Origin of the sequence: Shewanella putrefaciens (assembly GCF_016406325.1) — a bacterium.
Taxonomy (GTDB): Bacteria; Pseudomonadota; Gammaproteobacteria; order Enterobacterales; family Shewanellaceae; genus Shewanella; species Shewanella putrefaciens.
The window spans coordinates 1,781,651-1,802,691 of the sequence record NZ_CP066370.1 but is presented as its reverse complement, the minus strand read 5'-3'; the positions used below and the strand labels follow the sequence as shown (position 1 = coordinate 1,802,691).

The following is a 21,041-nucleotide window of genomic DNA, read 5'->3' as shown; positions in this document are numbered from 1 at the left end:
AAGTAAAAAAGCCCTTTATTAGACTAAAGAGTAAGGCAGGCGATGAGATAACTGTCGATTAAAACATGACGTTAACGACTAATAAACGCTAAATGAGCACTCGATTTAGGAGTATTTAAGCTTTGTAAGCGCTCAACAATGGCCAGTAAAACCCCTTGTCGCCGCATATTTTCTAATACACCTGGGCTAAAAACCTCCAATCGAGTCATTGCCGTTAAGAGCAGCTTACACTGTGAAATACTCGCATCACGAATGTAGGCAGGTTTATCAACCAAGTAGCTGTTGTTATACCAATAATCCCAAGTGAAATTTGCCAATAACCAGCCCTGAGTTTTCAGATCATGGATAAACTCCAACATACGTTCATGGCTTAAGATCACATCACCCGCAGTAAAATCCTTAAGATATTTAGTGTATAAACCACAATCAGTCTTCGTTGTTAACGTGTCCATAGCATACCTCTTCGGTTATGGTTATCGCAGATCTAATAAGATTGACACTTTGCCTAATGCGTAACGTAAAATTGCATACGGCAAACCACAAACAAGTACAAACAAGTTAGTTACAGAGTAAGTTGTGCTATCTGAACGGTAACTTAATCAAGTAAACAATTAAGCCCAATGCAACATTGTGTATTTCAAGCCTATTTAGGGGATATGGTTATTGGCTGGAGACAAAAATTAAGATAAGTGCCGAGAATTAAAGCTGTTAACAGATAAAATTAGCGAAGGAAGCAATATGAACTACTGGCTTATGAAATCAGAACCCGATGAGTTTAGCATAGATGATCTCAAGGCTTGTCCGAACCAAACTGAAGCTTGGTATGGGATACGCAACTATCAGGCACGTAATTTTATGCGCGATGGGATGCAAATTGGCGACAAGGTATTTTTTTACCACTCAAGCTGCAAAGTACCTGGTATTGTCGGTATCGCTGAAGTCGTGACCCATGCTTATCCAGATAGCACCGCCTTCGATCCAGAATCGACATATTTCGACCCTAAATCAGATCCCTCCAAACCAAGATGGCTTAGCATCGACATCCGCTTTGTCGAAAAATTTGACCATATAATCCCTTTAAGTCTCATTAAAAACATGCCGCAACTAACAGATATGTATCTTGTATCTAAAGGTTCCAGACTGAGTATTCAGCCAGTAACAGCCGAACAATGGCAAGCTGTGCTAATGTTAACCCGCTGAACTCTATACTCAGCCATATTCAGCTAGGGTTCATTTAACATAGCCTATTGTCATCGCATCAATTCAACGTCTCTTGGGAGCAAATATGAATAAATTCACTTTGATGGTGATTGGTGGAATCGCGCTCAGTTTTATCACGTCCATAAACGCCTTTGCAAAAAATGAGTATGAACAAGACAAGCAAGGTAAAGGGCTACCACCAGGGCTACAGAAAAAAGTTGATCGCGGAGAACCTCTCCCTCCCGGTTGGCAGAAAAAACTCCGCCGTGGAGATATTCTCGAACTGGACATTTATAACCGAGGACGCATTGTCGTGCCGTTAGATAAGGATGGCATTGTGAGTATCCAAATTGAAGGCGCATTGATTAAGCTAGATGATAAAACTCGTACCATCCTCGATATCGTCAATGTCATTACCTATTAATCCACACTGCAATACACGCCCTCGTTATATGCTCAGGGCGTGTTAATCTTCAACCAAGCAAATATCAGCAGACTGACAATGTCTAATGATTTTCTAAACACACCCCATTCACAACAAGATAACATGTTGATTTTTATCAATCATTGACAATCTACCTCTAGGTCTCAAGTCACCTAAATGCTACACTCTCAAGGCGCAAAAGGCTGCTGAATACCGTTGATAATACGACCAAAATACATTTACTCAGCTAATAAATGCCCCCTATTACACACTTTACTGCGAAACGCTTTTGTCGTTTCAGCTGGATATTGATGATGAAAACCACGCCACTGCAACGGGTTAAACAGGCCATTATTGCTGGATTTTGGGCATCACTCGCCAGTATTTCAATAGGCTTTCTATTTAAACTCTGGCTAGCACAATGGGTTGCCAAAGCCGATCTGGCGCTCTATCACACGGTGATCGATATTATTTCGCTGTCGCTAATCCTGATGACAGGATTTCGCTCTTCTATGGTGGTGACCTATTCACAAACCAAACAAGATGTGGATATCACCAATATTTTCCGTTATAGCCTTATTGCTATGGTGTTGTTGACATGGGGTCTGGTATTACCTTATATCAAACACAAACTTCAGCTTAATGTAGAATATTTTCAATTGGTTGGGATTATTCTGAGTATGGGGTTCAAGGTCTATTTTACCAACCAAATCGCTATGTACCGACTCTATGCCATCTCCAATCGTGTGACTTGGCTAGAACCACTCGCACAGGTGATGAGTTTTTTATTGTGCTTCTATGGTCTACAACAAACTGCAATCGCGTCACTCTTTTACAGTATGACTTTATCATCACTCATCGTAGCCCTATATATGTACTTAAAACGGCGCAGGGATATAGCCACCCCACCCTTAAGTGCAGTGCATTTTGATACAGAACTGCGCAGCTTTATGAAAAAAAGTCTAACAGCATCCATGGAGGCAGGTGCCAGTATCTTGATGATTTACATCACAGTACTGCTGACTATTGCCTATTTCAGCATAGATGAACTGGGTGATTTCCAAGTGGTGGTTCGGCCGATGATCACTTATCTCACTCTACTTTTCGTCTTCCCTATATACCGTTTTGTGCTGCCTGAAGTCGCAGTATGTGTACGAGAAAAACGCTTTGACGAAGTGCAAAAAATTAAATCATGGCTGACCAAAATGTCATTGTGGATCAGCGGAGTGTTTTTCATCACTATGGTATTCGCGAGCGAGCCATTGGTCGCGTGGTTATTCCCCGAGCAATACATTAAAGCGGCACCCGTATTAATGCATTTCTCCATGTTTTTTATATTTATGATGCTCAATGGCTACCAGCTAGCCTATATCAAAGCCCATGGCTATTTTACCCAGAGCTTAATGATCCGTATTTTGGGGATTATCGTGCTAGTAGGTACTTTCTATATTTATCGCTTACACACGGAAAATGTGGTTGCTGTAATCTTAGCCCTCGGTACAGGATATTTAATGATGTATCTGGCGGCTAAATGGGTGGAAAGACGTATAAAACGACTCAATAATGTTAACAGCATCGCCAGCTAAATGAATCATCCTAGATGTGTATTAAGATGACTCATTTAAGCTGATGCTTAACTCCTTGAGCCTAAATCAAAACATATTAATTATTGCACTCAACGTCCATCAATCATTCGACCAAGACCACCAAGTACAGAGCCTTCACCACGATCACTTCCTCCTGCCGATGGGGCATGGGCGATAATACGATCCGCCATACGTGAGAACGGTAAGCTTTGCAGCCAAACCGTTCCGTGACCTTTTAAGGTTGCTAAAAATAAGCCTTCACCGCCAAAGACCATAGACTTTAATGAGCCTGCGCGCTCGATATCGTAATCAATCCCTGGTGTAAATCCAACCAAGCAACCAGTATCAACCCTTAAGGTTTCACCTTTTAGTTCTTTTTTCACTAAGGTGCCACCTGCGTGTATAAAGGTCATGCCATCACCTTGTAGGCTTTGCAAAATAAACCCTTCACCACCGAAAAAGCCTGTGCCTAAACGGCGATTAAATTTCATTGTCACACGTGTGCCTAAAGCCGCCGCTAAAAAACTGTCCTTCTGACAGATAAGCTCACCACCATATTCGGCTAAATCAATCGCAAGGATAGTGCCAGGATAAGGAGCGGCAAAAGCGACTTTGCGCTTTTGGTTGCCTTGGTTGGTAAAGTGAGTCATAAAAATGCTCTCACCCGTTAGCACCCTTTTACCCGCCCCCATCAGCTTGCCAAAAAAGCCGGATTCGGGTTCAGATCCATCACCCATTTTGGCTTCAAAACGAATATCTTGCTCTAGGTAGTTCATCGCCCCCGCTTCAGCAATCACAGTTTCATTTGGATCGAGTTCTACTTCAACCAACTGCATACTGTGGCCGATTATTTCATAATCCACTTCGTGACAACGTCTAGACATACTGTTCCCCTTATTAACTGTCAGTTCCTTGTTATTACGCTTTATATTGAACTCGATGGACAACTTTGTTGATATCGTGCCCCCAATTTCACTTTGAAAATAAGCCACTTTGAAAATAAGCCTTAATGTATGACATAAAATGTCAAAATGCGATTATTTTATGTAGGGCGTTATTTCACAACATCATAAACGGCGATTTATCATCCCAAACCGACACCATTAAACTGCTCTGCTTTATCAAACTCCTCTAAAATCAATTTAGTAAAGAGTTGTCCCGCTCGGCCTAATGGACGTTCTAAGGTCGAGACAAGTTGCGGGATAAACGTAAAGCGGCTGCCACCGACAAAGTCGATTTCAACTAACTCACCCTTAGCCAGTTCTTCTTGCGCTAAAAAGTCCGGCAACCAGCCAAAACCTAAGCCTTTCAACAAGGCATTCTTTTTCATAATAAAACCTGAAAGATAAAACACTTTATCGCCGCCAAATTGTAGTTCATCACGATAACTTTTATTGGGTGAAGAGTCTTCGATAGTCAATTCCACATGCTGCTGCAGCTCAGACAAACTAATTCTACGAATAACAGCTAAAGGATGCGAAGCACTTGCCACTAATACGCTAGTGATGGCTGGCAGAGGCTGCGGATGATAATAGGGGCCAGTGCGATAATCTTTCACTAACATCAAGTCGGCATTATCACGTTCGAATCTGTGTTGTACGCCACCTAAAAATTCCATATTAAGCTGAATTTTAGTGGGGATCTGATGTTCAGCCATGCGTTTTAAAGCCGTCATAATTGGTTCCATCGGTAAGGCACCGTCTATCACGAGCTCTAGCTTTGGCTCCCAACCTTCGCTGAAACGACTGGCAAGATGTTCAATGTTTGCAAGGTGTTGTAGTAATCTTTGCCCCTCGGCTAAAATCACACGACCCTCTTGCGTCAGCTCAGCGCGATATTGTTCACGGCTAAAAAGCGGTACACCTAAGTGCTCTTCCAACTTTTTAACTTGATAACTCACCGCCGATTGCGCCTTATGTAACCGCTCCGCCGCCTTGGCAAAACTGCCCTCTTCCACCAGCACTTGCAGCACATTAAAAGCATCAATATCGATGCGCATGGTCACTCCTTGGCTCTAATGAGAATGTCACGGAAACACTACGATTCGTAAAGATTAGAATACCATCTATTTTTTAGATTAAGACAACGGATTTATTATTCTTTTTTTTGTTGATCCAAGCAACTAAATTGATAACAAGATCACATAACAATAACGATATACAACACTGATCAAACAAGGACCTCTTTAGCCATGCCATTTTATGTAAAACAGGGGCAAATCCCCCATAAGCGCCATATCGCATTTGAAAAGGAAAACGGTGAGCTTTACCGTGAAGAGTTGTTCTCAACCCATGGCTTTTCCAATATTTATTCCAATAAATATCACCACAACATGCCCACCAAAGCATTAGAAGTGGCGCCCTACAGCCTAGACCACGGTGCCAATTGGGAAGACTCGCTGGTCCAAAACTATAAACTCGATTCCCGCGATGCCGACCGTGAAGGTAATTTCTTCAGCGCCCGTAACAAGATTTTTTATAACAATGATTTAGCTCTCTATACAGCCAAAGTCACCGCCGATACCGACGAATTTTACCGTAACGCCTATGCCGATGAAGTGGTTTTTGTACACGAAGGCGAAGGCACACTCTACAGCGAGTACGGCACAATTCAGGTCCAAAAATGGGACTATCTCGTGATCCCTCGCGGCACGACTTATCAACTTAAATTCAACGATTACAGCAATGTGCGACTTTTCGCTATCGAATCATTCTCTATGGTGGAAGTGCCTAAGCATTTCCGTAACGAGTATGGTCAGCTATTAGAATCAGCACCTTACTGCGAGCGCGATTTGCGCGTACCTACATTGCAAGAGGCTGTGGTTGAGCGCGGCGCCTTCCCCTTAGTGTGTAAGTTTGGCGATAAATACCAACTCACCACGCTCGAATGGCATCCCTTTGATTTAGTGGGTTGGGATGGCTGCGTTTATCCTTGGGCATTCAACATCACAGAATACGCACCAAAGGTAGGCAAAATCCATCTACCTCCTTCTGATCACTTAGTCTTTACCGCCCATAACTTTGTGATTTGTAACTTCGTGCCACGCCCCTACGATTTCCACCCGAAATCGATTCCCGCGCCTTATTACCACAACAATATAGATAGCGACGAAGTTTTGTATTACGTCGATGGCGACTTTATGAGCCGTACGGGCATTGAAGCGGGTTATATGACCTTACATCAAAAAGGCGTGGCCCACGGACCACAACCGGGTCGCACTGAAGCCTCGATTGGCAAAAAAGAAACCTATGAATATGCAGTGATGGTGGACACGTTCGCCCCACTGAAATTAACCGAACATGTACAAAATTGCATGAGCAAAGACTACAACCGCTCTTGGCTAGAAGACTAGCCCCAAGCCACCAGCACTCCCATGCGGGAGTCATTAGAGTGACGGCGTGTTGCACTAAAATAACGAGGAAAACATCATGGCAAGCGAACTCAATCCACTGGGCTTATTAGGTATCGAATTCACGGAATTCGCCAGCCCTGATACCGATTTTATGCACAAAGTCTTTATCGACTTTGGTTTTTCACTGCTGAAAAAAGCCAAGCATAAAGACATCCTGTACTACAAACAGAATGATATTAATTTTCTGCTCAACACTGAGCGCGAAGGTTTCTCAGCTAAGTTTGCTAAATCCCACGGCCCAGCCATTTGTTCTATGGGCTGGCGGGTAGAAGATGCCGGCTTTGCCTATCGTGTTGCCGTTGAACGTGGTGCAAAACCCGCCGATGATTCCAACAAAGATCTGCCTTATCCTGCGATTTACGGCATTGGCGACAGCTTAATTTATTTTATCGACACCTTCGGTGCAGATAACAATATCTATGCCACTGATTTTGAAGATTTAGATGAGCAAATTATCACTCAAGAGAAAGGCTTTATCGAGGTCGATCACTTAACCAACAACGTCTACAAAGGCACAATGGAACATTGGGCTAACTTCTATAAAAATATTTTTGGTTTTACTGAGGTGCGTTACTTTGACATCAGCGGCGTACAAACCGCGCTAGTGTCCTACGCCCTGCGCTCACCCGATGGCAGCTTCTGTATCCCGATTAACGAAGGTAAAGGCAACGATAAAAACCAAATCGATGAATACTTGAAGGAATACAATGGCCCAGGTGTGCAGCATTTAGCCTTCAGAAGCCGTGATATCGTTAAATCCTTAGATGCGATGGAAGGCAGCTCAATCCAATGCCTAGACATCATCCCTGAATACTACGACACTATTTTCGATAAAGTGCCGCAGGTCACAGAGGATCATGAGCGCATCAAACATCACCAAATTTTGGTGGATGGTGACGACACGGGCTATTTGCTGCAGATATTTACTAAAAACCTGTTTGGCCCGATTTTCATCGAAATTATCCAACGCAAGAATAACTTAGGTTTTGGTGAAGGCAACTTTACTGCCCTGTTTGAATCAATTGAACGGGACCAAATGCGCCGCGGCGTTCTATAAATATCATCCCGTCCATAAAAACGGTACGCACTGCGTACCGTTTCTGTTTTTACGCATAGCAAAAATCCATTTGATGAAGCGGTTTAAACAAGCCCATTGGCTATGCTAAGCATTTTCATTACACTATCGGCCTTTTAATGTTGACTTAAGACTGACCAACGATGCCTGATTTTGCCTTACTCGCTGTGTTTATCCCGACTTTTTTCTTTGTTTCTATCACGCCTGGCATGTGCATGACACTCGCTATGACCTTAGGTATGAGCATAGGTGTGCGCCGCACGTTATGGATGATGTTAGGTGAACTCATTGGCGTAGCATTAGTCGCCACCGCCGCCGTGATGGGGGTTGCCAGTATCATGCTCAACTACCCCGAAGTATTTCAAATCTTTAAGTGGGTTGGCGGCATTTATTTAGGCTATATCGGCGTACAAATGTGGCGCGCCCGCGGCAAGATGGCCATGCTAAGTGATGGCGATACTAACCCCAGAGCCAGCAATTTTACCTTGATCTCCCAAGGTTTTATTACCGCTATAGCGAACCCTAAGGGTTGGGCATTTATGGTGTCGCTACTGCCGCCTTTTATCAATGCTGAGCGTGAGGTCGCACCACAACTCCTCGCGTTACTCAGCATTATTATGGTGACCGAATTTACCTCAATGCTCGCCTATGCCAGCGGCGGTAAGACCCTCCGACTTTTCTTAAGTCGTGGTGATAATATTCGCTGGTTAAACCGGATTGCAGGCAGCCTAATGATAGGCGTAGGAATTTGGTTAGCCATGAGCTAGCGGTTTGAACTAACTACTTAAATGTAACTCGCTCGTCCTAAAATGAGCCCAATAAAATCCCGTTAACTCGGTCTTTATGAAGGCTCTTTTTTGTAGGGCAACACATCCTGCATCTGCGCCATATATTGCTGCATTTGCAGTGTTTCTTGCTCAACAAAGTCGGCAATCGCCGCCTTAAATCCCAAATGGGCGATGTTATGGTAGGAGTACATTACTACGGGTTCAAAGCCACGCAGCACCTTATGTTCTCCCTGCGCGCCCGCATCAAACACTTGAAACTCATGTTCAATACAGTATTGAATCCCTTGATAATAACAAGCTTCAAAGTGTAAACCATCAAGCTCAACCGTTGTGCCCCAATAGCGGCCATAAAGGCACTTCTGATCTTGGGGGTTCTTCCCTTTAAAATATAAGGCACCCGCTATCATCTCGCCCTTTGCATCTTTCACCACTAACAGTAGAATTTGAGCGGCTAACAGCTGTCCAAGTTGATGGAAAAATGCGGGCGTTAAATAACCGCGGTGACCGGAACGCTTAAGATAAGTTAATTGATAACATTGGATAAAAGTCTGCCATTGCAATTCAGTTACCCGCTCACCTTCGACAAATTCAAACTTGAGCCCAAAAGGCTGTAATTGTGCCCGTTCCTTCAGGATGTTTTTACGCTTACGTGAGCTAAAGCGTGATAGAAAATCATCGAAATTCCGATAATCACGGTTGTACCAATGGAACTGTGTGCCTAAGCGTTTAACTAGCTGTGTAGATGAAGCCCCAAACAAAGGCATTTGCGCTGGCGCAACAAACAGACTGTGCCATGAGGAAATTTGAATTTCTCCCGTCCCATGCATCAACCGTTGATCCAATGCCCTCAGCATTAATTCGCCAATGCGTGTTTGCTCAATATTTTCCAATTCAGGCGTAATACCTATGCGGGGCCCTTGTACTGGCGTAAAGGGAATCGCATTCACCCATTTAGGATAATAATCGAGCCCATGACGTTCATAAGCTTCGGCCCATGCCCAATCAAACACATATTCGCCGTAGGAGTGAGACTTTTGGTAAAGCGGCATGACAGCCAAAAGTGGCAACTTTTTATAATGCTCTGCACTTTGCTGGCTGATATCCGCCCTATAATCCAAAGGCTGGCACTGTGTTTTATCATTTAACAAACTACTCGCGTCAAACACACATAAATGTCTTGGTATCCAACCCGTTGCAACACAGGCTGAGCGGCTTTGCTCTAACGCTAAGAGAAACTCGTGGCGACAAAAGGGATTTACTGTCCCCATTACGGTATTCCATGCTTGTGTTGAAATATCCGATATTGAGTTCGCAAAGGCCAAGATAAGCGGTTTCATTGGGTAAATTATCGTCCTTTAGTGATGTGAACAAGTATACGAGGTTGCAATTAAGCCTAATTCTCGGCACATTGCATAGTCATAATGAAAATAAATTCAGGATTAAGTATGCGTTCCGCAAGAACTTTTAGACCTCTTTTTCTCATCGTCGCGATGGCTTTGCCCTTGTTATCCTCTCCAAGCCTCTACGCAGATGAAGCGCCTATTTTCAGCCAAATGGCAACGGCACAGCCCGTATGGGCCAAACATGGCATGGTCGCCAGCCAAGAAACACTCGCCAGTCGTACTGGCGTTGAGATCCTAAAACAAGGCGGTAATGCAGTTGATGCCGCCGTTGCTGTAGCCTTCAGTTTGGCAGTTACCTTACCACGCGCTGGTAATATTGGTGGTGGTGGTTTTATGCTGGTGCATCTTGCCAAAGAAAACAAAACCATTGCTATCGATTACCGTGAAATGGCGCCATCTAAAGCCAAAAAAGATATTTTCCTTGACGAAAATGGTGACGCAGTCCAAAAGTTAAGCCGCGAACATGGGTTAGCCGTGGGAGTACCAGGAACCGTTATGGGCATGAGTTTAGCCCTTGAAAAGTATGGAACCATGTCACTCGCACAAGTTACCGCCCCCGCGATTAAAATGGCGCAGGAAGGATTCAGTGTAACACCAGATCTTGCCCAATCCCTTGCAGGACTGAAACGTCGTATGGCGCAATGGCCAACCACTGCGGCGATATTTTATAAAAACGACGGTAGCGATTATCAGGTGGGTGATATTCTTAAACAGCCCGAACTCGCCCATTCACTACGCCTTATCGCTGAAAAAGGCGCTAAAGGATTTTATGAAGGGGAAACCGCCGTTAAGATTGTCAATGCTGTGCAAGATGCTGGCGGCATTATGACCTTAGACGACCTTAAACATTATAAAGTCGTAGAACGTGAGCCTGTTCGTGGAGAATACCGTGGTTATCAGGTGGTATCCATGCCCCCCCCTCCTCTGGCGGCGTGCATATCATCCAAATGCTCAATGTGTTGCAACAATTCCCCATTGATAAACTTGGCCATAATACAGCACAAACCATTCATCTAATGGCTGAAACGATGAAATACGCCTATAGCGATCGTAGTGAATACTTAGGCGATCCTGACTTTTATAAAGTGCCAGTTAACGCGTTAACAAACGCTGACTATGCCCAAAAAATCGCCAGCAAGATTGCGATAAATAAGACAACCCCAAGCAGTGAAATTAAACCGGGTAAACTGGCTCCCTATGAAAGCGATCAAACAACTCACTTCTCAGTGGTGGATAAATGGGGCAATGCGGTATCAAACACTTACACCTTAAACTTCAGTTATGGTTCAGGTTTAGTGGCCAAAGGCACAGGCATTTTGCTCAATAATGAAATGGATGATTTCTCAGCCAAACCTGGTGTACCCAATGGCTATGGTTTAGTAGGTGGTGATGCCAATGCGGTCGAAGGTAACAAGCGGCCACTGAGTTCAATGAGCCCAACGATTGTGATGAAAGATGGTAAAGCCTTCCTTATCACAGGTAGTCCTGGCGGCTCACGTATTATCACCACAACATTGCAAATCATTATGAATGTCATTGACCATGGTCTAAACATTGCCGAGGCGAGTTATGCGGCGCGGGTACATCATCAATGGCAACCCGATGAATTACGAGTTGAGTCTAGCGTCAATCGCGATACCATTTCCCTGCTCGAAGCCAAAGGCCATAAAGTAACAGTGCAATCGGCGATGGGCAGTACTCAATCCATTATGGTGACCGAACAAGGTATTTTTGGCGCTTCAGATCCGCGTCATTCAGGTAGTGAAGCAGTTGGCTATTAATTGCTAACCAAATGAATAGTATAGAGAATAGATAAAAAGATGGATCTGTTAACCCTTAAATGAACAGATCCGTTCAAAAGACGGCAGCGATGACCCTATGCTGATGTATAGACACTTCCACAGTAAAAAAGCCGATATTAAGCATTCGTGGATTAATCCATTATCAAAAAATTATCGCTGCAATAGAATAAACAGGGAGCAACACTCCCTGTTTATTCTCAGTTATTGAAGAATGAATTATTGAGAAATTGCCCTAGCGCCACTAATCATATATTTACCTGCCATTACAACTACTAAATAGCTCGACTGGCGAGTCTTCAGGGGTAAGTTGTAACTGAGTCTCAAATGTCATGCCTAATTTGTTTAACAGCGACTTTGATGCTTGATTATGTGGGCTAACGATGGCGACAATAGGCTCAATTCCAAGCTCTTTGCCAACCTCAAGTGACGCCTTTGCCGCTTCAAAGGCATAACCTTTACCCCAATATTGCGGCAAAAAGGCATAGCCTAAATCCACATTCTCAAGCGTAGGTCTTTTAATTAACCCACAGATCCCAATTAGAAAACCATTCTCTGCCAGTACTACAGCATATAAACCAAAACCCTGCTCTGCATAGCTTTTCATCGGGCCATTGGTAATATAACCCTTAGCATCACTCAGTGTCCGAACCCCCTTATCCCCAATATGATCGATAAAACCTTGGCTATTAAGTAACACTAGGATAAAAGAAGCATCCTCTGGCACCAAATGCCTTAGTATTAACCTCGGGGTACGGGTAACTTGCATAGGATTTCTCCACTCAAGATTTTATAAATAACGGGCGTATTGATGACCATCCTTCTGTGGCTTTTTAGGTGCAACGACGGCTGGCGTGCCAACATATAAAAAACCGACAATTTGATCCTGTGCTTTTAGGCCTAATGCCGCATTCACATTCGCATCAAAGGCAAAATCGCCAGTGCGCCACACCGCGCCGAGCCCCAAGGCAAACGCCGCTTGCTGCATTGCCATGGTCGCGCAGCCCGCTGCAATTTGCTGCTCGAGCACTGGCACTTTAGGATGATCCTGCGTTTTAGCTACCACGGTAATCACCATAGGCGCTCGCATTGGCATACCCTTGGCTTTATTGACAAAATCCTCATCGGCACCATTGGCTTTTGCTGCATTAACAAAAATATCGGCTAAGGTATTAAGCCCATCGCCTGTGGCGATAATAAATTCCCATGGTGCTAGGGCACCATGATCTGGCACGCGAATGGCAGCATCTAAGATGATCTTTAATTGATTCGCATCAGGAGCTGGAGCGGTTAATCGCGGAGTTGACTGACGGGTAAGTAAGAGTTCGATAGCGTCCAAGTTATTATCCTAATTCGATATAAATTGGGCTCAAGCATAACAAATTGTGGATAAAGAGACATAAAAAATCCCACCACAAAAGTGAGATTTAACCTGTTGCTGCCAGCCATCCAAATCACGGCTCAAATTGAGCCATGTCTGATACGAGTAACATAAGCGTGCTTCACTAAAAATTCCGCTAATGAAATAGATACTATCAAGTCGATAACGCTTTCATTGATTTGAATTCTTTTTCAAGCGCCTCTTGATTTAGCTCCGTCAAATCTTGAATTAACTTCCCGAGCTTTTTATAGAAATGTTTCGATTGCTTGGCAGATAAGCTACCGTTCATCGCGAGCAATAAAGTGCCAAAGGCTTCTGTATTCTGACGTAAAAATGCTTTATGTTGCTCAGACTTAAGTTCATCTGGTTGGGTCATTAATAAGGTCAAACGTTCTGTTAAAAGCACTTTATCGGCACGTTGCCCAAGCGCAACCTCAAACTGACGCAACCATTCATGCCGGTATTCAAGCCACATATCTAAAGTGGATAAACGCTGTTGGTTATATTGGTGGATAAGTGATTTTTGCTCTGCACTTACGCTGCCCAGCCAATCTTCAAACTGCTTTTGTAAACGCTTGTCGGCATCTTTTTGTAATTGTTCAGGGCTTTTACCTGCAAACTCTTTGACTAGCGCTTGCTCATCTTCCCGTAGCTTTGTGAGAATTTGTTTTACCTGACTATCGGTCAAAGACATGATGATAGGTAGCAATTCTGGCATCGCGAACTCAAACACCCTAAACCAATGGCGCTTGGCTATATCCACATGCCCAGCCCACAGCAATGGCGTTAACTCATTGGTTTTAATTAAATTTTCAACTTCTTTTAATTGCACTACATAATGAGCTAACTCTTTGGATTGGTGCCAAAAAACCATTTTTTCAACCAGCGTATCAAATGCCTTCTGCTGTGTTTTATCTAAGGTGACATAATCCTCCTGCTCCCAGCCGATGGCCCAGTCGAGGAAACGATAACTGAATTTAGTGGAACAGGCGCTTAAGCCTAAAAGACACACGAGTAGCATCACGCTTTTTTTCATGCTGAATTATCCATCCTAGAAGTGTCTCTTTAAGACGCGGTAACTGATATAAAGTTGCTTGTTTTATAGCATTGTTTTTATAAGTAAACGTAGTAAGAAATACGTTTATTTTATGACTACTGATTTAATACACGATAATAGGCGAGTATTTAGTCAGTGCAAAATATGGATCCTATGGACATGGGTATAACCGATTAATTAAACCTCGTGCGAAATCATCGGCCAGAAAAAATCAAACCAAGCAATATATTCTGTACGGCGATTTGACTCAGTTTGCTGCGCCGCCATCAATAGCGCCCAATAGCACGCAAATACCCAATAGAGTTCAATCGCAGCGGGTACTGCCAATGCGGCATCCATCGTTAAATAAGGATGATCCTTTAAGTATTCATCCAACAAAAAATGTTGCTGTTTGGGGGTTAACGCGTGGGTGGCTAATACAACCGCAAGTTCACAAAGGGGATGTGAGGCAGTGGCATACTCAAAATCAATACAAAATAGATGGTTATTTTTCAGTAACAGATTATGGGGATTCAGATCCCGATGGCAAAACTGCGGCGCAACTAAACAGGCGGCAAGTTTATCAGCCCATCGTTGGATATCAGCTTGTATGCCAACAAGTTTAGTAACTCGCCCATGCCATGCGCTATCTAACTGTCGATGATGAATTATGACCGTTTCCGTGGCGGTAGGCAGTGTTGCATAGTTTATCATTTGCTGATGATATTCCTGCCATTGCTCAGTCACACTGATAGCATAAGGACCCGCAGGAAGATCGCGTAACTTGAGCAATAATTCCAGTAATAAAATATGCGCTTGCCCATAGTGCGGTATTCTTGTGCTTTGGGTATTATCGCGCTTAGCATTCTGCAAAAAATCACGCGCGCACAGTGGTTTTTCAAGATCCCGCCAAAATAGCGTTGCCGGTTCTGAAATGGGGTCATCTTGAATCCCATCAGAGGCAATAAACTCACTCAAATAATACCGCTCATCATCACTCACCCAAAAAAGTTGCGGGGCAACCTTAGCCTTTGCCAGTTGCTGCCAATAAAAATGCTCCTGCTCCCGAATACAAAAAATATCAGTGGCGTTTGCATTTACCCTAAGCACATAACTCGCTTTTGGCGTGATAATTTTATAATTATGATTACTGAGTCCCCCTGAAAGCTCGGTAATACTGAGCACGGTATCAAGCCCCGCGGCTTCCAAAATGGGGAATAGTGTTTTATATAACTCAGTCGATACTGGTGCGACAACTAAACTTGAGCAGGTTAGATTAACTGCCTTAGGTGTGGATGACATTCCTGCCGACCTTTAAATAATAGAGTAAAATTAGCGAATCAAACTCAAGGTGTTATCTTGACGATTATCGTTAGCTAACGCTGCACGCCACAGGAAATACCCTACCACAGCCATCCCCACATATAGGACAAATAACAAGGATGTCAGCATCAACCCCTTACTAAGATAGAGATAAATAGAAACGAGATCGATAACCACCCAATAAAGCCAGTTTTCTAATACTTTTTGAGCGACTAAATAGGTGGTCATCACGGCAAAACACGTTGTCGCGGCATCTAAATACGGAAATGCAGCTTGGGTATAAGTCGCCATACCATGACCGACCAGCAAAGAAATAATCCCAGTTGTAACAATCAAGGTTAAGTGTTTTTTCAGTGGCCAAGTGGTCACTTTAACGCCTTGCTGTTTATCTCCACCTTGAGTCCAGAGCCAATAACCGTAAAGTGCCATCGCCATATAATAGACATTGAGTATAGACTCCATCAGCAAAGAGACCTTCCAAAACAACACAGTGTAAATGGCTGTGCTGGTAAACGCTGCCGCCCAGCACCAAACGCTTGCCTTCATTGCCAAAAGCAAATAGGCCATCGCCAGCAATACGGCCAAGGCTTCCCATGCCGTCATCATATGGACTTCACTGAAGGCTATATTCATATTCTCGAGCAAGGTTAACCATAAATCTGTCAATGTGTTGTTCTCGCTGTTACTGGACGAAAAGGCACAAATTATCAATGCTAGGTGCTAGCAAAGATAATATTGCATTACTCACTGTGGGCGAGATTAAGCTCACCGCCGATAAACTTACAGACAAATACGGCTTTGCCCCATTTCTCATGGGCGGCTTGCATCTCGGTCGCCAGCATGGTCATCACATCTAAATAGTCGCCACATACCTGAGTTGCCATCGCATTGGTCACGCGTTCAATATTGGGATAGCTGTCCAGGCGACCAATAAACCACTTGATCGGATCGAGGTAGTTTTCATTGAAGGGATACATGCTAATTTCTGCGGTCAGTTTCATTTTAATTCCTTGATATTTATTTGCGTTAGATAAGCGACAGCCCTAGTCCGAGACTAGGGCTCAAACCACTACATAAACTTGACGTTAAAGGTCACACCAATCTGGCGCGGATCGCCATAGCGAATATATTGTTTTTCTGCCCAGCCATTATCGGGCTCATTACCAAAATAGAAACCACGAACGCCATATTCTTCATCAAATAAATTACGGCCCCATAAATAAGCCGACCAAGCACTCGCCTCATAACCAAGCCGCGCATTCACAACAGTATATGGTTCAGAGCGGGAGTCGTTACTGTCTGAGTAATAAAACTCGCTCTTGCCACTCATATTCAAGTTGGCAAACCAACCTGAGTTAGCACGATATGTCCCGCCAAGGCTGTAGGTAAAGTGGGGGGAATGGGCTAGATCGCGGTCAGTTAAATCCACATCAGTACCGTACTTATCTTGGTATTGGTAATTACCGTAAGCGGTCTCTAACCAACCAAGGCTTGAATAAAACTGGAGATTATCGGTGGCGTACCAAGTCACGTCCAACTCGGCACCGTAGTTGTTTGAGCTACCCGCATTTTCAGTGTAGAGGATAAACCGTTGTGGCTTGTTGGGATCTTGCTGCGAAGCTGCCACTTGCTGATCCTGTCTATCCATATAGAACAGCGCAAAATTGGTGTCGATAATCCCTTCAAACCAATGGGATTTTAAACCGATTTCATAGTTGTATAAGGTTTCGGGATCAAACTCTTTTTTATCATTGAGTTCGACTGGTAAGGTCATATTAAACCCGCCCGCCTTGTAACCCCGCGCCACACGGGCGTAAACATTATGAGACCCACTCAGCACTTTACTGAGTGCAATATGGCCGCCCCACATGGTTTCACTCGGATCGAAATTGTCGTTATTAGTATCTGAGTAATGGCTATTACGCCGCTCCAAACGTAGCCCCACAGATAGGGTATAATCAGAGCCCAGATCCGTATCGAGCTGACCAAACAGCGCATAGTTCGTCGCTTCGTACTCTGAGTCTAATACCTCATCCGGCCAAGAATTATATTCAGAATCCAATTGGTTATCTTCTTTGAGGTTCATCCCATAGACCCCAATTAACCAATCGGTTGAGCCTGCAAAAATACGGCCTTGATCCGTCGAGCTTAAACGAAACTCTTGGGATAAGGTTTTACGCTGACCCGTTTTGTCCCAAAAGTAATCGTACTGACAAGGGGATACATTACCGCCCTCTTCACATTGTTTAGATGCCCAATACTCAGAATTGGCCCAATCGCCATCGTAACTATAATGATGATCGGTATTGGCAAATGAGGTAAGTGATGTCAGCTCAAACTGCTCTGCACCTGAGTAAGTCGCTTTAAAACCCACACCAGTGGTGCGCTGGCTATCAACGCCAGGCTGATCCGAGGTCGTCTGTGTTGGTGAATTGGTTAAACTCCACACATCATAACCATTATCAAAATTTGCATGTAGCAGGGTTAAATCCAGTTGCAAATCATCGGTTGCATACCAGCGTAATTTAGCGCGACCCGTAAATTCATCACGGCCATTGGTGTCATCACGTCCTAAATACAGATTATCGCGATAACCGTTTTGCTGATGTTGCTGTAGCGCCACACGGTACAGCAACTTACCAGAATCCGTTAATGGTCCAGAGCTAAAGCCGCTAAAGGTTTGCAGATCGTCATTGCCTAAAGACACCTCTGCACCATGCTCAAATACGTCCGTTGGATCATTACTTTTTAAGTAAATTAATCCCGCTAAGGCATTGGCGCCGTAGCGTGTCCCCTGTGGCCCACGCAGCACTTCGACTTGTTGTAGATCATACATACTCGACACCATGCCGATACCAGATAAGTCAATATCATCAACAATATAGCCTACCGATGAGTTAGGCGCGCCTTGATATTGCTCTTGCTCACCCACGCCGCGGATCTGAAAATATTTCGGCCGCGAGCTGCCACCTGACCAATTAACGTTAGCGATGGAATTAAGCACATCTTCAAAGTGCTGTGCGCTTTCATCTTGAATTTGCTGGGCATCGATAACGGTTATGCTTGAAGGCATTTTTTCTAAACTGGCACTGCGAAAATCTGCCGTCACCACCATGATTTCCATCTCAGTGTTCGGATCGGGTTTATCGATAGCATCGGTTTGTGCAAATACAGAGGTGCTGAGCGCGGCGGCAATGGCTAATGCCAACGGTGCTCGCTTCAAGGATGTGCTAGAAATGTGATTTTTACTGTTAAACATAGGACCTCAAATATAATGTTTGAGATCCGGCAACGAATAAGCGATTCAGAAGTGTGCTGTTGATTGGCCCACTCCTACGCCGGTATTAGCCGGATCAGGTTCTAAGGGTTCGTCTGATGACATCTCAGTTTGCAGTCACTAGAGTTAAAGTGAACTCGCTGCAAACACCCCTTGGCGGCGCTTAGTATACATGACGAAAATAATAAAGTAGACACACTTGTGCCTGCGATATCCTTAAATGTCACTAAAACCTTGTCTTTCAGCACAATGTTAAAAGTCTTATGCTAAACGTCAGGGCAAAAATGCCCACCGTCGCAGCTCAAATCCTTTAGCTCATTTGACCACTTCTCACGATAATGTTATAGAAGACCGCGATTTTGAACAGGATAAGAGGATCATACTCAATGCAGCTAAAACCGTTAGCCAAAGGACGTTATAGCCAGCGATGGGAGCAAGACTATCCCCTTATTGAAGCGGTGATACTAAGCTGTATCAGCGAAGTTAAAATGCTTAAAAAAGGCGCTCATCTAATGACACAAGGTGAAGCCATGGCCTCACTGGTATTGGTAAAACAAGGGCGCGTATCACTTGGCCATACCGCCAGAAATGGTCGATGTTTTCAATTAGGGACTATCGATTGTGATTCGCAACTTTTTGGTGAGATGGAGTTTTTTACTCAGTATCACTGTCAGTTGGATATTATTGCCAATGAACCCTTAGAAATCATGATCATTAGCGCCGAAAAACTGCAGTGCTCCCTTGGGCAACATCCGCAGCTTGCGTTATTTTTCGCCAGTGCCATTGCTATTGACTACCAAGACACCGTCGATATTTTTACCCGGCGACTGCTTTATCCCATCAGCTATAACGTGGCATATGATATTTACCATGAATATTTAAATGATTTACCCGTCGATGGCTTTAGTAAACGCTATTTAGAGGCGGAGCGATTTGGTACAACAGATCGGGTCTATCGACGTGCGCTACAGCTACTTGAGGAACGTGGCCTGATTGAACGCAACAAAGAAGGGATTAGGATTAAAGATCTCAATGCCCTTAAACAATTCGTTGAAGCTGCGATATAGCAAAATTAAAAAAGCCCACTCTCGAGGTTATTCATTCGCGAAAGTGGACCAAATCAATTAACTTAGCAAATGGATCTTAGGCCGCTGCAGGCTTCATTCGACCTGAAACAATCAACATAATAAATATCGCAACATAAAGCAGTGGAATAACATACATCACAGTTTGTAATCCGATTATGCGCTCAAAGAATGAGCTAATGGCGGGACTAAACATGGCGCCAGTACTGCCACTGATCAGAATATAGGACACATTTTTACTACTGGCTTTTTTAACAAAGGACACGCCATAAGCAATAAATGCGTTATATAGGGCTGCGCACACAAAGCCATAACCGTAGGTTAAATAACCTACCCAATTAAGCTTATCAGTCGTCACAATCATAAAGGTGATGATCATAGCAAGGCCGATAATTGCGACTAAAAAATGGTGAATTTTTACCCGCGTCACAATCAGCGTCGAAATTAATGCACCAATCAGTGCTGCTGACCAATATTGAGTAATAATATTGCCCGCGTCTTCAAATGGAATATCAAATTTTTGCTTAACGAATAAGGGAGCCCACGTTAAAAATGTATACAGCGCCAACATGCCTAAAAATAAGCCCACACCGCCGCTAATAATGCCAAAATTCCATTCCGATTGTTGCTTATCTTCAGTAGTCGATGATTGCTCACATAACGAAAAATTAGTAAATAAGGTAATAATCACGGTTCCCAACGCCACGAGACCTACAGCTAAGTAACTGTAACTCCATGACAATGAACTTGTGAGTGCATACGTTGTGATTAAAGGGAAAATAACCCCCGCAATATTAAACGTGGCATCTTGTACGACTAGCATGGTGCTTTGTAATTTCTCTTGCCACACCGATACCACTATCGTACCGGCAATACATAACCCCATACCGCCGCAAAAACCAATTAAGGTCATGGCTACCATCACGACTTGTAGAGAATGGGTGAAATGTAATGCCACAGCACACACTGCCACTAGACTGTAACTAATTATGGTAATTCGCTTGATGCCTAATTTTTCAATAAAGAAAAAGGCAGCAATAGTACCCGCCAATGCGCCACCATTAAGCAAGGAGAATATGGAAGCAACGTCATTCACGTTTGCTGAAAATTTATCTGCAATAGGCTCAATCAGCATCCCAAATTGAGTGGCAAAGCCCGCCATTATAAAATTAGCGAGAAAACTAATTGCAGTTAAGGTGATTTTATTATTCATTTTGTCATTCCATCGGTGAAATGCTAAGGATACAAAGGA

At 43.7% G+C, this 21,041-nt stretch carries 19 protein-coding genes, 1 pseudogene and 1 riboswitch; of the genes and pseudogenes, 8 read left to right on the top strand and 12 right to left on the bottom strand.

The features are described 5' to 3' along the window. Window positions 1-71 precede the first annotated feature (71 nt). Window positions 72-452 (bottom strand): DUF6508 domain-containing protein, encoded by a 381-nt coding sequence (locus JEZ96_RS08100; protein WP_025008080.1) that lies wholly within the window; start codon window positions 450-452, stop codon window positions 72-74. 286 nt (window positions 453-738) lie between these two features. Between JEZ96_RS08100 and JEZ96_RS08095 the strand changes: the two genes are divergently transcribed. From JEZ96_RS08095 to JEZ96_RS08085, 3 genes are all read left to right on the top strand, one after another. Beyond that, window positions 739-1,200, top strand: a complete 462-nt coding sequence (locus JEZ96_RS08095; RefSeq protein WP_025008079.1) for an EVE domain-containing protein — start codon at window positions 739-741, stop codon at window positions 1,198-1,200. 85 nt (window positions 1,201-1,285) lie between these two features. Then, a complete protein-coding gene (locus JEZ96_RS08090) occupies window positions 1,286-1,624 on the top strand; it encodes a hypothetical protein (protein WP_011789638.1) in 339 nt (112 codons plus the stop codon). 311 nt (window positions 1,625-1,935) lie between these two features. Continuing rightward, window positions 1,936-3,210 (top strand): MATE family efflux transporter, encoded by a 1,275-nt coding sequence (locus JEZ96_RS08085; protein ID WP_061782898.1) that lies wholly within the window; start codon window positions 1,936-1,938, stop codon window positions 3,208-3,210. Between the two features lie 89 nt (window positions 3,211-3,299). Here JEZ96_RS08085 and JEZ96_RS08080 read toward each other — a convergent pair whose 3' ends face one another. Both JEZ96_RS08080 and JEZ96_RS08075 read right to left on the bottom strand, forming a co-directional pair. After that, window positions 3,300-4,094: a TIGR00266 family protein gene (locus tag JEZ96_RS08080; protein WP_011789641.1), complete on the bottom strand. Its 795-nt coding sequence runs from the start codon at window positions 4,092-4,094 to the stop codon at window positions 3,300-3,302. 200 nt (window positions 4,095-4,294) lie between these two features. Next, on the bottom strand, window positions 4,295-5,209 hold the full coding sequence (locus tag JEZ96_RS08075; protein ID WP_025008078.1) for a LysR family transcriptional regulator: 915 nt from the start codon (window positions 5,207-5,209) through the stop codon (window positions 4,295-4,297). Window positions 5,210-5,401: 192 nt separating this feature from the next. Here JEZ96_RS08075 and JEZ96_RS08070 point away from each other — a divergent pair, with 192 nt between their 5' ends. The 3 genes from JEZ96_RS08070 (at window position 5,402) to JEZ96_RS08060 (ending at window position 8,464) form a co-directional block, all read left to right on the top strand. After that, window positions 5,402-6,562 carry a homogentisate 1,2-dioxygenase gene (locus JEZ96_RS08070; RefSeq protein WP_025008077.1) on the top strand — a complete coding sequence of 387 codons (1,161 nt, stop codon included), beginning with the start codon at window positions 5,402-5,404 and terminating at the stop codon, window positions 6,560-6,562. 76 nt (window positions 6,563-6,638) lie between these two features. Then, window positions 6,639-7,679, top strand: coding sequence for a 4-hydroxyphenylpyruvate dioxygenase (gene hppD, locus JEZ96_RS08065; RefSeq protein WP_025008076.1), 1,041 nt, complete (start codon window positions 6,639-6,641; stop codon window positions 7,677-7,679). 161 nt (window positions 7,680-7,840) lie between these two features. Further along, a complete protein-coding gene (locus JEZ96_RS08060; RefSeq protein ID WP_014610383.1) occupies window positions 7,841-8,464 on the top strand; it encodes a LysE family translocator in 624 nt (207 codons plus the stop codon). Window positions 8,465-8,538: 74 nt separating this feature from the next. Here JEZ96_RS08060 and JEZ96_RS08055 read toward each other — a convergent pair whose 3' ends face one another. Beyond that, complete coding sequence (locus tag JEZ96_RS08055; protein WP_128090098.1) at window positions 8,539-9,822, bottom strand: GNAT family N-acetyltransferase; 1,284 nt, start codon at window positions 9,820-9,822, stop codon at window positions 8,539-8,541. Between the two features lie 108 nt (window positions 9,823-9,930). Between JEZ96_RS08055 and ggt the strand changes: the two are divergent. Continuing rightward, window positions 9,931-11,669 (top strand): annotated as a pseudogene (gene ggt / locus JEZ96_RS08050) (gamma-glutamyltransferase). A gap of 274 nt (window positions 11,670-11,943) precedes the next feature. On the opposite strand, the gene JEZ96_RS08045 reads toward ggt, so the two are convergent. From JEZ96_RS08045 to JEZ96_RS08015, 7 genes are all read right to left on the bottom strand, one after another. Next, window positions 11,944-12,456: a GNAT family N-acetyltransferase gene (locus JEZ96_RS08045; RefSeq protein ID WP_025008075.1), complete on the bottom strand. Its 513-nt coding sequence runs from the start codon at window positions 12,454-12,456 to the stop codon at window positions 11,944-11,946. 21 nt (window positions 12,457-12,477) lie between these two features. Next, entirely contained in the window at window positions 12,478-13,026 is a 549-nt protein-coding gene (locus tag JEZ96_RS08040; protein ID WP_025008074.1) for an NAD(P)H nitroreductase, read from the bottom strand. 196 nt (window positions 13,027-13,222) lie between these two features. Continuing rightward, the gene (locus JEZ96_RS08035; protein ID WP_011789650.1) at window positions 13,223-14,104 is read right to left on the bottom strand and encodes a DUF6279 family lipoprotein; all 882 of its coding nucleotides are present in this window, start codon (window positions 14,102-14,104) and stop codon (window positions 13,223-13,225) included. Between the two features lie 198 nt (window positions 14,105-14,302). Continuing rightward, window positions 14,303-15,406: a phosphotransferase gene (locus tag JEZ96_RS08030; RefSeq protein ID WP_025008073.1), complete on the bottom strand. Its 1,104-nt coding sequence runs from the start codon at window positions 15,404-15,406 to the stop codon at window positions 14,303-14,305. A 30-nt stretch (window positions 15,407-15,436) separates the two neighbouring features. Beyond that, on the bottom strand, window positions 15,437-16,093 hold the full coding sequence (pnuC, locus tag JEZ96_RS08025; protein ID WP_025008072.1) for a nicotinamide riboside transporter PnuC: 657 nt from the start codon (window positions 16,091-16,093) through the stop codon (window positions 15,437-15,439). Window positions 16,094-16,167: 74 nt separating this feature from the next. Beyond that, a complete protein-coding gene (locus JEZ96_RS08020) occupies window positions 16,168-16,428 on the bottom strand; it encodes a hypothetical protein (RefSeq protein ID WP_011919135.1) in 261 nt (86 codons plus the stop codon). A 68-nt stretch (window positions 16,429-16,496) separates the two neighbouring features. Continuing rightward, complete coding sequence (locus JEZ96_RS08015; protein WP_128090099.1) at window positions 16,497-18,686, bottom strand: TonB-dependent receptor; 2,190 nt, start codon at window positions 18,684-18,686, stop codon at window positions 16,497-16,499. Between the two features lie 54 nt (window positions 18,687-18,740). Then, window positions 18,741-18,868, bottom strand: a riboswitch (TPP riboswitch). A gap of 222 nt (window positions 18,869-19,090) precedes the next feature. Here JEZ96_RS08015 and JEZ96_RS08010 point away from each other — a divergent pair. Next, a complete protein-coding gene (locus JEZ96_RS08010) occupies window positions 19,091-19,771 on the top strand; it encodes a Crp/Fnr family transcriptional regulator (protein WP_011919133.1) in 681 nt (226 codons plus the stop codon). 76 nt (window positions 19,772-19,847) lie between these two features. Here the strand turns inward: JEZ96_RS08010 and tsgA are convergent, their stop codons facing one another. Then, complete coding sequence (gene tsgA / locus JEZ96_RS08005) at window positions 19,848-21,002, bottom strand: MFS transporter TsgA (protein WP_011919132.1); 1,155 nt, start codon at window positions 21,000-21,002, stop codon at window positions 19,848-19,850. Window positions 21,003-21,041: the final 39 nt, after the last annotated feature.

Bases quoted from the DNA above. Each gene is read 5' to 3' on its own strand.
- JEZ96_RS08015 (WP_128090099.1), bottom strand. From the start codon at position 18,686: ATGTTTAACAGTAAAAATCACATTTCTAGCACATCCTTGAAGCGAGCA.
- JEZ96_RS08060 (WP_014610383.1), top strand. From the start codon at position 7,841: ATGCCTGATTTTGCCTTACTCGCTGTGTTTATCCCGACTTTTTTCTTT.
- hppD (WP_025008076.1), top strand. From the start codon at position 6,639: ATGGCAAGCGAACTCAATCCACTGGGCTTATTAGGTATCGAATTCACG.
- JEZ96_RS08095 (WP_025008079.1), top strand. From the start codon at position 739: ATGAACTACTGGCTTATGAAATCAGAACCCGATGAGTTTAGCATAGAT.
- JEZ96_RS08035 (WP_011789650.1), bottom strand. From the start codon at position 14,104: ATGAAAAAAAGCGTGATGCTACTCGTGTGTCTTTTAGGCTTAAGCGCC.
- tsgA (WP_011919132.1), bottom strand. From the start codon at position 21,002: ATGAATAATAAAATCACCTTAACTGCAATTAGTTTTCTCGCTAATTTT.
- JEZ96_RS08085 (WP_061782898.1), top strand. From the start codon at position 1,936: ATGATGAAAACCACGCCACTGCAACGGGTTAAACAGGCCATTATTGCT.
- JEZ96_RS08090 (WP_011789638.1), top strand. From the start codon at position 1,286: ATGAATAAATTCACTTTGATGGTGATTGGTGGAATCGCGCTCAGTTTT.
- JEZ96_RS08100 (WP_025008080.1), bottom strand. From the start codon at position 452: ATGGACACGTTAACAACGAAGACTGATTGTGGTTTATACACTAAATAT.
- JEZ96_RS08080 (WP_011789641.1), bottom strand. From the start codon at position 4,094: ATGTCTAGACGTTGTCACGAAGTGGATTATGAAATAATCGGCCACAGT.
- JEZ96_RS08070 (WP_025008077.1), top strand. From the start codon at position 5,402: ATGCCATTTTATGTAAAACAGGGGCAAATCCCCCATAAGCGCCATATC.
- JEZ96_RS08020 (WP_011919135.1), bottom strand. From the start codon at position 16,428: ATGAAACTGACCGCAGAAATTAGCATGTATCCCTTCAATGAAAACTAC.
- JEZ96_RS08045 (WP_025008075.1), bottom strand. From the start codon at position 12,456: ATGCAAGTTACCCGTACCCCGAGGTTAATACTAAGGCATTTGGTGCCA.
- JEZ96_RS08030 (WP_025008073.1), bottom strand. From the start codon at position 15,406: ATGTCATCCACACCTAAGGCAGTTAATCTAACCTGCTCAAGTTTAGTT.
- JEZ96_RS08075 (WP_025008078.1), bottom strand. From the start codon at position 5,209: ATGCGCATCGATATTGATGCTTTTAATGTGCTGCAAGTGCTGGTGGAA.
- JEZ96_RS08010 (WP_011919133.1), top strand. From the start codon at position 19,091: ATGCAGCTAAAACCGTTAGCCAAAGGACGTTATAGCCAGCGATGGGAG.
- JEZ96_RS08055 (WP_128090098.1), bottom strand. From the start codon at position 9,822: ATGAAACCGCTTATCTTGGCCTTTGCGAACTCAATATCGGATATTTCA.